At 69.9% G+C, this 14,014-nt stretch carries 10 protein-coding genes; 5 read left to right on the top strand and 5 right to left on the bottom strand.

Features of this window, described 5'->3' with window-relative positions; all coding sequences use genetic code 11:
* Nucleotides 1–25 precede the first annotated feature (25 nt).
* Both ON43_RS35520 and ON43_RS35525 read right to left on the bottom strand, forming a co-directional pair.
* The gene (locus ON43_RS35520) at nucleotides 26–1,567 is read right to left on the bottom strand and encodes a SulP family inorganic anion transporter (RefSeq protein WP_051179670.1); all 1,542 of its coding nucleotides are present in this window, start codon (nucleotides 1,565–1,567) and stop codon (nucleotides 26–28) included.
* A 4-nt stretch (nucleotides 1,568–1,571) separates the two neighbouring features.
* Nucleotides 1,572–1,979 carry a DUF7144 family membrane protein gene (locus ON43_RS35525; protein ID WP_040814740.1) on the bottom strand — a complete coding sequence of 136 codons (408 nt, stop codon included), beginning with the start codon at nucleotides 1,977–1,979 and terminating at the stop codon, nucleotides 1,572–1,574.
* 218 nt (nucleotides 1,980–2,197) lie between these two features.
* Here ON43_RS35525 and ON43_RS35530 point away from each other — a divergent pair, with 218 nt between their 5' ends.
* The 4 genes from ON43_RS35530 to ON43_RS35545 all read left to right on the top strand — a co-directional run bounded on the left by ON43_RS35530 (nucleotide 2,198) and on the right by ON43_RS35545 (nucleotide 7,406).
* Nucleotides 2,198–2,572, top strand: coding sequence for an SHOCT domain-containing protein (locus tag ON43_RS35530; protein ID WP_040814742.1), 375 nt, complete (start codon nucleotides 2,198–2,200; stop codon nucleotides 2,570–2,572).
* Between the two features lie 18 nt (nucleotides 2,573–2,590).
* A complete protein-coding gene (locus ON43_RS35535; RefSeq protein WP_040814744.1) occupies nucleotides 2,591–4,045 on the top strand; it encodes an MFS transporter in 1,455 nt (484 codons plus the stop codon).
* Nucleotides 4,046–4,078: 33 nt separating this feature from the next.
* Entirely contained in the window at nucleotides 4,079–5,419 is a 1,341-nt protein-coding gene (locus tag ON43_RS35540; RefSeq protein WP_040814746.1) for a hypothetical protein, read from the top strand.
* Between the two features lie 139 nt (nucleotides 5,420–5,558).
* A complete protein-coding gene (locus ON43_RS35545; RefSeq protein ID WP_040814748.1) occupies nucleotides 5,559–7,406 on the top strand; it encodes a glycoside hydrolase family 15 protein in 1,848 nt (615 codons plus the stop codon).
* Here the strand turns inward: ON43_RS35545 and ON43_RS35550 are convergent.
* Both ON43_RS35550 and ON43_RS42995 read right to left on the bottom strand, forming a co-directional pair.
* Nucleotides 7,392–8,969, bottom strand: a complete 1,578-nt coding sequence (locus tag ON43_RS35550; protein WP_245568899.1) for an MFS transporter — start codon at nucleotides 8,967–8,969, stop codon at nucleotides 7,392–7,394. The genes ON43_RS35545 and ON43_RS35550 overlap by 15 nt on opposite strands.
* A 2-nt stretch (nucleotides 8,970–8,971) precedes the next feature.
* Nucleotides 8,972–9,778, bottom strand: a complete 807-nt coding sequence (locus ON43_RS42995) for an RsiV family protein (protein WP_051179671.1) — start codon at nucleotides 9,776–9,778, stop codon at nucleotides 8,972–8,974.
* A gap of 277 nt (nucleotides 9,779–10,055) precedes the next feature.
* Here ON43_RS42995 and ON43_RS35560 point away from each other — a divergent pair, with 277 nt between their 5' ends.
* On the top strand, nucleotides 10,056–12,950 hold the full coding sequence (locus ON43_RS35560; protein WP_157514297.1) for an AfsR/SARP family transcriptional regulator: 2,895 nt from the start codon (nucleotides 10,056–10,058) through the stop codon (nucleotides 12,948–12,950).
* 186 nt (nucleotides 12,951–13,136) lie between these two features.
* Here the strand turns inward: ON43_RS35560 and ON43_RS35565 are convergent.
* Nucleotides 13,137–14,014 (bottom strand): acyl-CoA dehydrogenase family protein (locus ON43_RS35565; protein ID WP_040814751.1); only part of this gene is annotated, 878 nt, incomplete at its 5' end.

The following is a 14,014-nucleotide window of genomic DNA, read 5'->3' on the forward strand; positions in this document are numbered from 1 at the left end:
AGATGCTCAGAGCTCGACACCGGCCTCAGAGCTCGACACCGGCGTTGGTCACCACACTCAGACCGATTCCCCGCCAAGCCAATTCGTCGCCGAGGTCGCCGAGCGTCTCGGCGGCGGTGGTGTCGAACACCGGGCAGGACGAGGCATCGAGCACCACCATCCGGGTGTGCGGCGTGCACGCCTGGCCCACCAGATGGCGGTACAGCCCGGCATTGGCGAAGCACACCCCGGATTCCATCCGCGCCAGCAGCACGCCGGCGGGCAACGGCCACAGTCCCAGCGCGACGGATCGGCAGCGGCGGGCGCGGCAGGCCAGCAGTAGGACCGAGATCACCAGTCCGGCAAGCAGTCCGGGCAGCACGCCCAGCGCCAGCACCGCGAACAGGGTCGCCACGGCCGCACCGCAATCGACCGCGGCGGCCCGCTCGTAGACGCGGCCGCGGCGCTGCCGCCAGATCCGGTAGAGCCGCCGCAGACCGGGCACATCGGCCAGCTCGATCACCACCGCCACGGCGATGGCGGCCAATACCGTGCCGGGCAGCCGGTCGTACATGCCCGTCAGGAACAGCACGGTGAGCACCACCAGGGCGGCGGCGACCAGCACGCCGAGCCGGGTGCGCGGGCGGGCCGCCACCGCCGCCGTGGGCGGATTGCCGCCCACCACCATGCCCGACAGCACGCCCGCACCCAGATTGGCCAAGCCGATGCCTACCAGCTCCCGATTCGGATCGATCTCCCGATCCTCCAGCGGCGCCGTGGTTTTCGCCGACCGCATGCCCTCGGCCAGGCCGACCACGAGGACGGCGACCGCCGGACCGAGCAGCTCCAGCAGATCGGTGAGGCCGACGCCGGTAGGCCACGCGGGTCGCGGCAGCCCGCGCTCGATGGGATCGACGACCTCCACTCCCCTGGTGTCGAGCAGGAACAGCCGCGACACCGCGACCCCGATGGTCACCACCACGAAGGCGATCGGCACGGCAGGAGCCCAGCGGCGGCCCGCGAACACCACAATCAAGGCCACGCCGCCGAGGATCGCGGCGGGCACGCCGATATCGTGCAGATGCCCCGCTACCCATTCGCCGCGCTGCCACACGCTGCCCGAAACCGACGGCAGCCCCAGCAGTTTCGGCAACTGCCCGACCACCACCGTCAGCACCAGCCCGACCGTGAACCCCCGCAGCACCGGCGGCGAGATCAGCGAGGCCGCGAAGCCCAGCCGGGCCAGTCCCGCGACCACCCCCGCGCATCCGGCGACCAGCGCCAGCGCCGCGCTCAGCGCGACGAACCGCCCGCCGCCGCTCGCATGCGGGGCCACGATCACCGCCGACAGCGCCGCGGTCACCGAAATCGGGCCCACCGGAACGCGATCCGAGCCGCCGAGCACCGCGCAGCAGAGCAGCGCCGGCAGCATGGCGTAGAGCCCGGCCACCGGCGGCACCCCGGCGATCTCGGCGCAGGCGAAGCTCTCCGGCACGAGCGCCGCCCAGATGGTCAGGCCCGCAAGCACATCCGTGCGCAACCAGCGTCGCCGATAACCGCGCGGCGACGCGAGCCAGGGACCGCGCATGCGGTCAGATCGTTTCCGGCTGCCAGGCCGCGACCGCCCAGATGACGACCACGTCCAGCACGATCACCAGGATCGCCCAGGCCGGATAGTAGGGCAGCCACATGAAATTGGCGATGATCGACAGTGAGGCCAGCACCATGGCCGAGATCCGGCCCCACTGGGTTCCGCTCATGAGGCCGAGGGCGGCGATGATCAGCACCGCGCCGATGCAGATGTGGATCCAGCCCCAGCCGGTGGTGTCGAACTGGTACAGGTAGGCGATGCCGACCACATAGAGCTGGTCGGCGGCCACCGCGGAAATCCCCTGCAGGATGTCGAGCACTCCGACGGTCACCATCAGGATGGCCGCGGCCAGCGCGCCACCGGTCGCGCGGCGGCGCACCGCGGGCCCTTCGCTGATCGTCTGCGTCATGGTCTACCCCTTTCGGACAGTGTTGTCAGCACTACCGAAACTGCGCCTCGGGCACGGAAATCGCTTCGCCCGAATCGAATGATCCGGCCGGGAACGGCGAATCGCGGTCCGCCGGAGCCGAAATCATCCGCCAAGCATGACGAATTCGGTACTACCCCGACACATGCTCGATGGCATGCGCTCGGCAGAGACGCATGCGCACAGAAGGGATATCGGACATGTCATTCTGGGAATTCATCTGGTTTCTGCTCCTGAGCTTTCTGTTCATCGCCTACCTGATGATGCTCTTCTCGATATTCGTGGACCTGTTCCGCGATCGCGATCTCTCGGGCTGGGCGAAGGCCTGCTGGGTGATCGCACTGCTGTTCCTGCCGTTCATCAGCGCGCTGATCTACCTGATCACCCGGGGCAGCGAGATGGCCGAGCGGTCGGCCGGCGATGTGGTGCGCCGCGAGGCGGCGCAGCAGGATTACATCCGGCAGGTGGCGCGGGTCGATCCCACCACCCGGCTGGCCGACGCCAAGAAATTGCTCGACCAGGGCGCGATCTCCGAGGACGAATTCGAGCAGATCAAACGGACGGTCCTGAGCTGAGTCCGGGCGCGGACGACCATGCTCCGCAATCGAACCGACGCCTCCGGCTCCGGCACGGTGCTGGCCACCCTCGCCTGCGGCCAGTTCCTGATGATCCTGGACAGCTCGGTCATGAACGTGTCGATGGCGTCGGTCTCCGAGGATCTGAACACCCCGATCTCCGGAATACAGACGGCCATCACGCTCTACACCCTGGTCATGGCCAGCCTGATGATCACCGGCGGCCGGGCCGGCGCGATGCTCGGGCGGCGGCGGGCCTTCGGGATCGGGCTGATCGTCTACGGCGCGGGCTCGCTCACGACCGCGCTGTCACCGAATCTCGTGGTTCTGCTGATCGGCTGGTCACTGCTGGAGGGCCTGGGCGCCACCTTGATCCTGCCCGCGATCGTCGCGCTGGTGTCGGCGAACTTCCCGCCCGCGCGGCGCACCGCGGCCTACGGCATGATCGCCGCGGCCGGGGCCGTCGCGGTGGCGGTGGGCCCGCTGCTGGGCGGCGCGGTGACCACCTACGCCTCGTGGCGCTACGTGTTCCTCGGCGAGGTCGTCGTCGTGGCGGGAATCCTGCTGCTGTTGCGGCGGATTCACGACACCGGCGCCGGCTCGGCCGGTCTGGACCCGTTCGGCTCACTGCTCTCGGTGACCGGTCTGGGCGCGGCGGTGTTCGGCGTCCTGCAATCGGGCCAATGGGGCTGGGTGCGGCCGCGGCCGGGCAAGCCGGAGTGGGCCGGGCTGTCGCCGGTGATCTGGCTGATCCTGTTCGGCATCGCCGTGCTCTACGGGTTCTTTCGCTGGCAGACTCATCTCGCCGAGACCGGCGGCGACCCGCTGATCGATCCGGACCTGTTGCGCCTCAGGCAGTTGACCGGCGGCCTGGGCATGTTCTTCGCCCAGTATTTCGTGCAGGGCGGGGTGTTCTTCACCGTGCCGCTGTTCCTGTCCGTGATCCTCGAACTCAGCGCCGTCGGCACCGGTCTGCGCATCCTGCCGCTGTCCGGGGCACTCGTGCTGGCGGCCGTGGGGATTCCCAAGGCGGTGCCGCGCGCCAACCCGCGCCGGGTGGTGCGCCTGGGCCTGACCTCGATGATCATCGGAATCCTGATTCTGATGGGCGGCCTGAATCCCGGAGCCAATGCCGGAATCGTCATGATTCCCATGCTCTTTCTGGGCCTCGGCCTCGGCGCGCTGTCCTCACAGCTGGGCGCGGTCACCACCGGCGCGGTCCCCGATTCCCAGACGCCGGAGGTGGGCGGCCTGCAGAACACCGCCACCAGCCTGGGCACCTCCCTGGGTACCGCCCTGATCGGCTCAGTACTGGTGGCCGCGCTCACCACGGCGACCGGCCGGGGGATCGAGAACACCGAGGCCCAATTCACGGCCTTGCGCGCGGGTCTGGCCATTACCGCGCTCTTCGCGCTCGGGGCCCTGTTCGGCACCGGCCGCATCCCCGGCGAACCCGTCGGCGGCGGTCGGTGATCCGGGCCGGAATTTCGACGAGAGGGAAAAGAGATGACCGATAATCCGGATCCGCAACCACGCGAACCTGTTCCCGACGCGCTCTCGGAATCCGAACGCGCGGAATTGGATAAACTGCGTGCCGAATACGCGACACATCCGGTCCACGATCGAAGCACGCTGCGCTGGGTCGGCACCGGGCTGCTGCTGGTGCTGGCGGGGCTGCTGATCGTGGCCACGGTGCCCGCCCGGTTCGTGCAGAGCGAGATCTTCGATACCGACCACTATGTCGCCACCGTCGCACCGCTGGCCACCGATCCGGCCATCCGCGACGAGATGGCGAACAAGCTCACCGACGCCATCGTCACCCGCGTCGATATCGAGGGTCTGACCGCGGAAGCCGTTGCGGCACTGACCGACAACGTCAGTCAGGTGGCGGACCGGCCGCGCGTCGCCGCCGCACTGACCAGCCTGCCCGCGCTGGTGGCCGCGCAGGCGCAGACCTACATCCGCCAGGTCGCGGTGAAGCTGATCGACAGCGAGCAGTTCCAGAAGGCGTGGAATACCGCGAATCGGCTTGCGCACCAAGCCTTGAAGGCCGTGCTCACCGGTGACACCCGGCCCGGCGTGGAGGTCTCGGCCAACGGGACCGTCAGCATCTCGCTGCAACCGTTCCTGACCGAGGTCCGAAATCGGCTGGACGAGAAGGGCTTCCGATTCGCCGACCGCATCCCCGAGGTCGACACCCAGTTCACGCTGTTCCAGGCGACCCGGCTGCCCGCCGCCCGGCAGGCGGTGCAGGCATTGGATCGCAGTGCCACCGTGCTGCCGCTGCTGTCGTTCGCCGCCGTGCTGGCCGCGGTCCGGCTCGCACCGCGCGGACGCCGGCTGCGGGCGCTGGCGCTGGCCGCCTGGATCGCGGTGGCCGGCATGATCGCCCTGGGCGTCGCCCTGTTGATCGGCCGCGCGATCTATCTCGACACCGTCCCGACCGATCAGCTCTCCCCCGATGCCGCGGAGGCGTTGTTCGACACCGTGATCCGCCCGCTGCGCACCGCCATGCGCGCGGTCGGCGTGCTCGGGCTGATCGTGGCGGCCGCCGCCTATCTGGCCGGGCCGTCGCCGTCGGCGGGGACGGTGCGCCGGGAATTCCAGCGCGGCCTGCGCGCCCTCTGGCAGCGCCGCTACGAACGCCCGCCGAATCCGGTGGAGGCGTTCACCGCCCGCTATCGGATGCCGTTGCGGCTCATCGTGATCGCCGCCGTGGTGCTGGCGCTGCTGTTCTGGCCGTATCCCACGGCCTGGGTGGTGGCGAGTCTGGCGCTGCTGGCCTTCGTGCTGCTGGCCGCGGTCGAGCTGATCGGCCGCAGGCCCGCCGAACCCGAATCCTCGTGAGCCCGCGCTCTTTCCGCCGCCACGCCGACCGAAATCATGCGCCACGCATGAGGTCCGGAACCGGTAACCGGAGCAGCGTGGTGGATGCGCGGGCGGTCCTCCCGCCGCCCGCGTCCACATCGACCGTGAGGAGTTGCCCGTGCAGAACTACCCGCCGATCGAGGATCACGGACTGATCGGAGACCTGCAGACCGCCGCGCTGGTCGCCACCGACGGCACCGTCGACTGGTTCTGCTGCCCCCGTTTCGATTCGCCCACCGTGTTCGCCGCGCTCGTGGACCACGAGCGCGGCGGGCACTGCCGGGTGCAGCCCGCCCAGCGCCCGTATCGCAGCCACCAGATGTATTTTCCCGACACCGCGATCCTCATCACCCGGTTCATGACCGAGACCGGCACCGGCGAGATCGTGGACTTCATGCCGCCCAGCGGCAGCGACTCCACCGACCGCCACCGGCTGGTGCGCATGCTGCGCTGCGTGCGCGGGCGCATCACCTTCGAACTCGATATCGCACCGCATTTCGACTACGGTCGTCGCGCACACACCACCCACGTCAGCGACGACGGGGCGGTATTCGACTGCGGCGAAACCAGTTTGACCCTGCACGCCGTGCGCGAACCCGATGACGAGCGCCTGGCCCAGACCCAGATCACCGAGCACGGCGCCCTGCACGGCCTGCTGCCGCTCGAGGCCGGGCAGATGCGCGGGTTCGTGCTGGAATCCGGTGCGCCGCAGACACCGCATCCCATCCGGGTCGCCGAGATCGAGCAGATCTTCGACGCCACCGTGGACTTCTGGCACCGCTGGCTGGCCCGCTCGACCTATCGGGGGCGATGGCGGGAGGCCGTGCATCGCTCGGCCATCACCCTCAAACTGCTCACCTACGCGCCGACCGGGGCCATCATCGCGGCACCGACCGCCGGACTGCCCGAACAGCTCGGCGGCGAACGCAATTGGGACTACCGCTTCGCCTGGGTGCGCGACGCCTCGTTCTCGGTGTACTCGCTGCTGTCGCTCGGATTCACCGAGGAGGCGACCGCTTTCGCGCGCTGGCTGCGCGGGCTCTACCGGAACACGGGTGAACCGCTGCAGATCATGTACCGCATCGACGGCTCCGCCGATCTGAAGGAGGAGGTGCTCGAGCATTGGGAGGGCTATCGCGGCTCGCGGCCGGTGCGCATCGGCAACGAGGCCTCCGGGCAGCTGCAACTCGACATCTACGGCGAACTGCTCGACAGCGTCTATCAGGCCGATCGGCGCGGGCTGCGGATCAGCCATCAGGGCTGGACGGATCTGACCGGGCTGCTGGAGTGGCTGGGCGAGAACTGGGATCGGCCCGAGGAGGGGATCTGGGAAACCCGCGGCGGGCGCGCCGATTTCACCTACGGCCGGTTGATGAGCTGGGTGGCCTTCGACCGCGCGGTGCGGCTGGCCAACAAGCACGGGCTGCCCGGCCCGGTGGAACGCTGGCGCGAACACCGCGACCGGATCCACGCGCAATTGTGGGATCGCGGCTGGAATCCGCGGCGGCGGGCCTTCGTGCAGCGCTACGACTCCGAGGTGCTGGACTCCTCGCTGCTGCGGATGGCGCAGGTCGGATTCGTGGCGCCGCGCGATCCGCTGTGGCTGTCCACGCTCTCGGCGATCCGGCACGAGCTGGTCACCGACAGCCTGGTGCACCGCTACGACCCGGCGGCCTCGCCGGACGGGCTCGAAGGGGACGAGGGCACCTTCTCGCTGTGCACCTTCAACTATGTGAATGCCCTTGCGCGCGCCGGGAATCTGGCGCAGGCGCGGCTGGTGTTCGAGAAGATGCTCACCTACGCCAATCATCTGGGCCTCTACGCCGAGGAGATCGCGCTCACCGGGGCGCAGCTGGGGAATTTCCCGCAGGCCTTCACCCATCTCGCGCTCATCGACGCCGCGGTGACCCTGGATCGGATCATGGATGCCAAGCCCGAACCGGTGACCGTCTCAGCGCTGCGATGAGAGGGAGAAGGCCGAGAGTATCGCGGCGGCCAGGATCATCAGGGCCGAAACCAGCAGGGCCACATCGAGTCCGTGGTGGAAGGCCACGGTGCCGGTCTGCAGCGCCTCGGGCACCTTCGACGCGTATTTCAGCATGGTGCCCAGATCGATCCCGGAGGGAATCCGGCCGCGTTCCACGGCGTCGATGGCGGTCGCGTGCAGCTCCGGCGGCAGGCCCAGCTCGGTCAGCTTGGCCTTCAGGTCCGCGGTCAGGAAGCCGTTCACCAGCGAGCCGAGCACCGCGACACCGACGGCCGCGCCGACCTGGCGCATGGTGTTGGTGGCTGCGGCGGCCATGCCGGAATGAGCCGCGGGCACGCCGCTCAGCACCGCGGAAGTCAAGGGCACCACCGCGATTCCGAAGCCGAGCCCGGCGACCGCCAGCGTCGCGGAAAGCTCCGCGAAGCCGATCGAGCCGTTGAGGGCGTGCCGGGTGAGCAGAATACCCGCCGCGCTCACCACACAGCCGACGATCATCGGCGTGCGCGCATCGGTGCGCGCCACCCAGGAGCCCGCGAGCAGCGAGCCCACCGTGATCGCGATCGCCATGGGCGCGAACACCCCGGCCGTGCGCGCGGCCGAATAGTGGATCATCACCTGCAGATACAGTGCGGTGAAGAAGAAGATCGAGAAGATACCGAAGTACACGGCGAACGCCACCCCCAGCGCACTGCGCACCGGCGGCAGCCGCAGATACCGGAAATCGAAGACGGGGTTGCGGACTCGCGTCTCGACCACCGCGAAGCCCAGCAGGGCCAGTCCGCCGATCACGAACAGCGTCACCACCGAGGCCGCGCCGTAGCCGCGATGCTCACCGCTGATCGCCGCGTAGATCACCGTGCCGAGAGCGATTGCGCCGAGCAGGGATCCGGCCCAGTCCAGCGGGCCGGGCCGCGGATCGGAGCTCTCGGGGACGTAGCGCAGCGCGGCCGCGAACACCACGACGCCGAGAATCAGGTTGAACCAGAAGATCGATCGCCACCCGTACGCGTCGACCAGCACACCGCCCAGCACCGGACCCGCTGCCAGAGCGAGCCCGGACACCGCGGCCCACACGCCCAGCGCCTTCGCGCGCTGCCGCGCGTCCGGAAAGACCTGCCGCAGAATCGACAACGTGCCCGGCTCGGACGCGGCTGCCCCCAACCCCATGACCGCGCGCCCGGCGATGAGCATCGGCACGCTGGTCGCTACCGCCGAAAGCACCGATCCCGCACCGAAGATCGCCAATCCGGCGACCATCACCCGTTTGCGTCCCCAGTGGTCGCCCAGCGAGCCGAACGCCAGCATGAGGCTGGCGAAGACCAGCGTGTAGGCATTGACCACCCATTGCAGCAGCGTCACATCGGTGCTGAGCTCCGAGCGGATATCGGCCAGGGCGACGCTGACCACGGTGGTGTCGAGGAAGGTGACGAACAGGACCGCGGTGAGCGTGATCAGGGCGATCCCGGGCCGTCGCAGACTCGTCTTCCCGATGCCCCCTGGGCGCGGCGCGTCATCGCTGGCCACCTGGTCAGGGTACGTCACGCTCAGCTCGCCAACACGTCCCGCAGGCCCGGCTTCAGCTGCGCCTGCAGCGCCGACCACGGCACGGTGATGTCGACCACGCCCGCGACCTCGGCGGCCACCTGGCCCTGGTCGAAGTACACGTGCATGCCGTCGGGAGTCGCGGTCCAGGCCTTGTAATGCTCTGCCGTGGGCGTGATTCCGGGCTTCCAGTAGCCATCCCCGGCGCGGGTGGCGGGCAGCAGCTTGGCCGCCTGCTCCGACAGCAGTTGCAGGCCCGCGTTCTCGTCGGTGAACACGTCCTTCGAGTCGAGCTTCTCGGTGGTGTCGGCATTGATCACGCAGGTCGACTGCACGATGAACGGATGCGCGCCGCCGCCGTCGAAGCTCGCCCACAGCTGCCCGCTCAGCACATGCTTGCCGATGCGCTCGACGCGTGAGCGCGCATTCGGATCGGTGAGCGACTTCCCCTGCTGGTAGGTGTTGACGAAGGCCTGGGCCCCACTCCACATGCAGCTGTTGAACGCGCGTGCCGCTTCGGAATTCACGCCCTTGCCCTCGACACCGAGGCCCGGCACGTCGATGTCGTAGCTCAGCGTCCCCTTGGTGCCCTTCAGATGGCCCTGGCTCAGAATGACGAAGCGGCCGGTGCTCTTGTCCTGTCCCTCACCGGACTTCCCGCCGGTGGTCGGCATGACCGTACCGGTCGGTGTGCTGGTGACGGGCGCGGTCGGGGTGACCGGACCGGCCGGGGTATCGGGCGAATTGCAGGCCGCCAGACCGAAGGACGCGGCGCACAGCACCAGAACGGCGGCGGACTTGACCCGCATGGGATGCCTCCATCAGTGATCGGGGGCATCCTGCTCGACGCCCGAGATCAGAATCGGGCGCACCGCTTGGAACCGGCCAATGAACGGCCAATGGCGGACTCTGAACGGCCGATGGCGGACTCTGAACGGTCGATGACCGATTCCTTCGCGTATTGCTATTGACGGTCCCGGCCATCGGGGACGATCCTCCATCGTGGGGGAAGGTATCGGTGCAGGATAGGCGACATATCGTTTCGCGCATCGTCCCTCTACACTGCCGAACGGGGAGGTCGGTTTGTTGAGGTTTGCCGTACTGGGCGAGGTCCGCGCATGGCGCGGGGACACGCCCTTGGATCTGGGTCCGCCACAGCGGCGGGCCGTGCTCGCGGCCCTGCTGCTGCGCGAGGGCAAGGCGGTCACGGCCGCCGAACTCGTCGAGGGCATCTGGGGTGACGACCCGGTCCTGCGCGCCGTGCCGGCGCTGCGCACCCACGTGGCCAAGCTGCGCCGCGAACTCGAACCCGAACGCGTCAATCGCGGGCCCTCGACCCTGCTCATCTCCATCGGCGACGGCTATGCGCTGCGACTCCCGCCCGGCCGCACCGATATCGACGTGGTCGAGGACCAGGTCGCCGCGGCCGCGCACATGCGCGCCGACGATCCGGGCAAGGCCCGCCAGACCCTGGAATCGGCGCTGAGCCACTGGCAGGGCGCGGCCCTGGGCGGGCTCCCCGGCCCCTACGCCGAACGCCAGCGGGCCCGGCTCGAGGAATGGCGGCTGTCCATTCTCGAGGACCGGCTGGCCCTCGATATCGAAACCGGCCGCAGCGCCGAGGCGGTCGCCGAACTCGGGCCGCTCATCGAGGAGCATCCGCTGCGGGAACGCTTCCGCGCGCTGCTCATGACCGCGCTGTATCACTGCGGCCGCCAGGCCGAGGCGCTCGAGGAGTACGGCCGCGCCCGCCGCGCGCTGGTCGACGGCGTCGGCGTCGAGCCCGGGCCGGAGCTGAGCGAGGTGCACGCGCGGATCCTGCGCGCCGAGCTGCCGCCGGTGCTGCGCCCGGCCCGCCCGCTGGTCACCCCGGCCCAATTACCGCCCGACATCGCCGATTTCACCGGGCGGTCGCGGGTGGCCGAGGAGATCGCCGCCCAGCTCACCTGCGGCGGATCGGCCGTCGCCATCTCGGCGGTGGGCGGCATGGGCGGGGTCGGCAAGACCACCCTCGCCCTGCACATCGCGCACCAGGTGCGCGACCGATTCCCCGACGGGCAGCTCTATGTGAACCTGCGCGGCGTGGACCCCGAACCGGTGCCGCCCGGGGACGCGCTGGGCGGGTTCCTGCGCGGGCTCGGGGTGGCCGAGGGCGATATCCCGTCCACCGTGGACGATCGGGCCGCGCAGCTGCGAACCCTGTTGAGCGACAAGCGGATCCTGGTGGTGCTCGACAATGCCCGCGACAGCGCCCAGGTGGCGCAGCTGCTGCCCGGCACGCCCGGCACCGCGGTGCTGATCACCAGCCGCTCGGCGCTCACCGAGCTGCCCGCGGTCCGCCGCACCCGCCTCGACGTGCTGGAACGCGAGGAGGCGCTGACCCTGCTGACCCGCATTCTCGGCGCCGAACGCGTTGCGGCCGAACGGGATGCGGCCTACGCGGTGATCGAGCAGTGCGCCTATCTGCCCCTGGCGGTGCGCATTGTCGGCGCGCGGCTGGCGGTGCGGCCGCAGTGGACCATCGCCTCGCTGGCCGAGCGACTCGCCGACGAGGGCCAGCGGCTCGAGGTGCTGCAGACCGGGGAGCTCACCCTGGAGGCGGCCTTCCGGCTCGGCTACGGACAGCTGAACACCGAGCAGGCCAGGGCATTTCGCATGCTGGCCCGCGCGGACGTGCCGGACTTCCCGGTGGACGGCGCCGCGGCGCTGCTGGACGTGCCGGTGCCGCGGGCCGAGCTGGTGTGCGAATCGCTGGTGGATCTGAGCCTGCTGGAGACGCCCGCCCCGGGCCGCTACCGGTTCCACGACCTGCTGCGGCTGTTCGCCGCCCGGCTGGCCGGGACCGCCGAGAGCCGCGACGCGCGCGAACGCGAATCCGAGATCGTGGTGCGGCTGCTGGACTACTACCTGGCCAGCACCAAGAACCTGCTCGGCACACTGGATTACAGCAATATCACCCTGCTGCTGGTGCCCACCACCGTGCCCGGGCACACCTTCGCCGACGGCGCCGAGGGCCAGACCTGGAACGACATCGAGCGCCCGGTGATCATCGCGCTGCACCGGCAGGCGGCGCGGCTCGGCGGGCGGACGGTTGCGCTGGCGGCTGATCTGGCGTGGGTGATGGCCGAGCTCATGGACACCGGCAGTCGGGCCCGCGAACTCGCCGACGCACTGAAGGCCCTGCTGGATACCGCGATTCGCGGCGGCGACCAGGCCAGCGCGCGGCGGATCCGGGTGGCGCTGGGAGCCATGATGCAGATCGGACTGGGCGAGGTGGAGGCGAGTCTGGAATTCCTGCAACCGATCTCGCAGCCCGCCGACGACGCCGAGCGGCGGTTGCAGGTGCTGGCCGAGGTCCTGCTGGGCGTGGCGGACCGGCGCACGGGCAATACCAAGGACTCGCATCGGCATTACGCCAATGCCATCGCCTGGACGCGGGCGATCGGCGACCAGTCCCTCGAAGCGTGGATTCTGGCGGTGGCCACCCGCACGCTGTGCGAATCGGGTCAGTACGCCGAGGCGGTCGCGGTGGCCGAGCGCGCCATCGAGCTGGCAAAGGAGTCGTCCAACGCGGTCGCCCTGGGCTGGGCCACCCACGAATTGGCCGCGACCCGTTCGATGCTCGGCGAGCACGATCCGGCGCTGAAGCTGGCCGAGGACGCGGTCCGCATGACCCACCGCAATGGCGTGCGCCTGTGGGAGGGCTGGGCCCGCACCCGCCTGGCCCAGATCCACCTGCGCGCGGGCCACGGCGCCGACGCCGAATGCGAGGCGACCCAGGCGCTGCGCTTGCTCAGCAAGGCCGCGGACCCCATCGACCGGGCCAGGGCCATGTTCCTGCGCGCCAGCGCCCGGGCCGCGCGCGGCGACACCGACACCGCGGCCCGCGAACACGCCGACGCCATCGAGATCTTCGCCCGCTCCGGACTCCCAGCGCCGACCCTGGCAACCCTGTTCTCGCCCGGCCCCACCATCTCGTAGAGGGCGTTTATCCGAAAATTATCGGCCCGTGGAAACGTCCTCTCCCGTGGGTGCCCCGGGGCTGCAACACCCGGGGCATTCGCGCGATGAGGTCGTGACCGCGTGCGTACGAGGGGTGCGCACACGAGCATGGAGTCGGGAGAGCCGTCGCCAGGGAGGCGGCGGTGTTTCCGGCGGTTGCGGCGTTCAGCGGACGGCCGCATCCAGCCAGGAGCCCAGGCGGCGGAGCTGCGTCGTGGCGGTGCCCGCGGTGAACTCGGCCCGCTTGGCTGCGGTGAAGTAGCGCTGCATCGGATAGTCGAGGTAGATGCCGGTGCTGGCGTGGATGTGGACCGCGGTGTGCGCGACCCGGTGACCGGCCTGCGCCGCCCAGAACTTGGCCACCGCGATCTCGGAATCGGCGGGCAGCGCCTGTGACTCACGCCAGGCCGCCTGCCAGAGGGTGAGGCGGACGGCTTCGACATCGATGTAGGCGTCGGCCAGGCGCTGCCGGACGGCCTGGAAGGAGCCGATCGGCTTGTCGAATTGCTTTCTGGTGCGGGCGTAGTCGCAGGTCATCTCGAGGGCCCGTTGCAGGATTCCGAGTTGGAGGGCGCAGGTGGCCAGGGTGGCCCGCCTGGCCGCCCAGGCCGCCGCCTCGGGTGCGGAGATCATGTTCTCGGCGGGGACTGCCACCTCACGCAGCTCGAGCAGGGCCGCGTCGGTGCCGTCGACGACATGCTGCCCGGTCACCGTCAGCCCCTCGGTGTCGCGATCCAGCAGGAACAGCAGCGAATTCGCGCCCGCGCGGGCTTCGATCAGGAAGGTGTCGGCGAAGGCTGCCGCGGCGACCGCCGATTGCGAGCCGCTGAGCCGCCAGCCCTCGCCCGCACTCCCGGCCTCGAAGGAGATGAATTCGCGGGCAAGGACCGGGGCCATCGTCGCCTCGCCACGGAGCAGCGGCGGTACCCAGCGCTCGATTTGGTTGTCGTCGCCGAATTCGGCGAGGGTGGCCGCGCAGACGGCGATGGTCGTGGAATACGGTGCGGGAGCGACGGTCCGGCCGATCTCGGCCAGGACGGCGC

Source organism: Nocardia concava NBRC 100430 (assembly GCF_000308815.1).
Classification (GTDB): domain Bacteria; phylum Actinomycetota; class Actinomycetes; order Mycobacteriales; family Mycobacteriaceae; genus Nocardia; species Nocardia concava.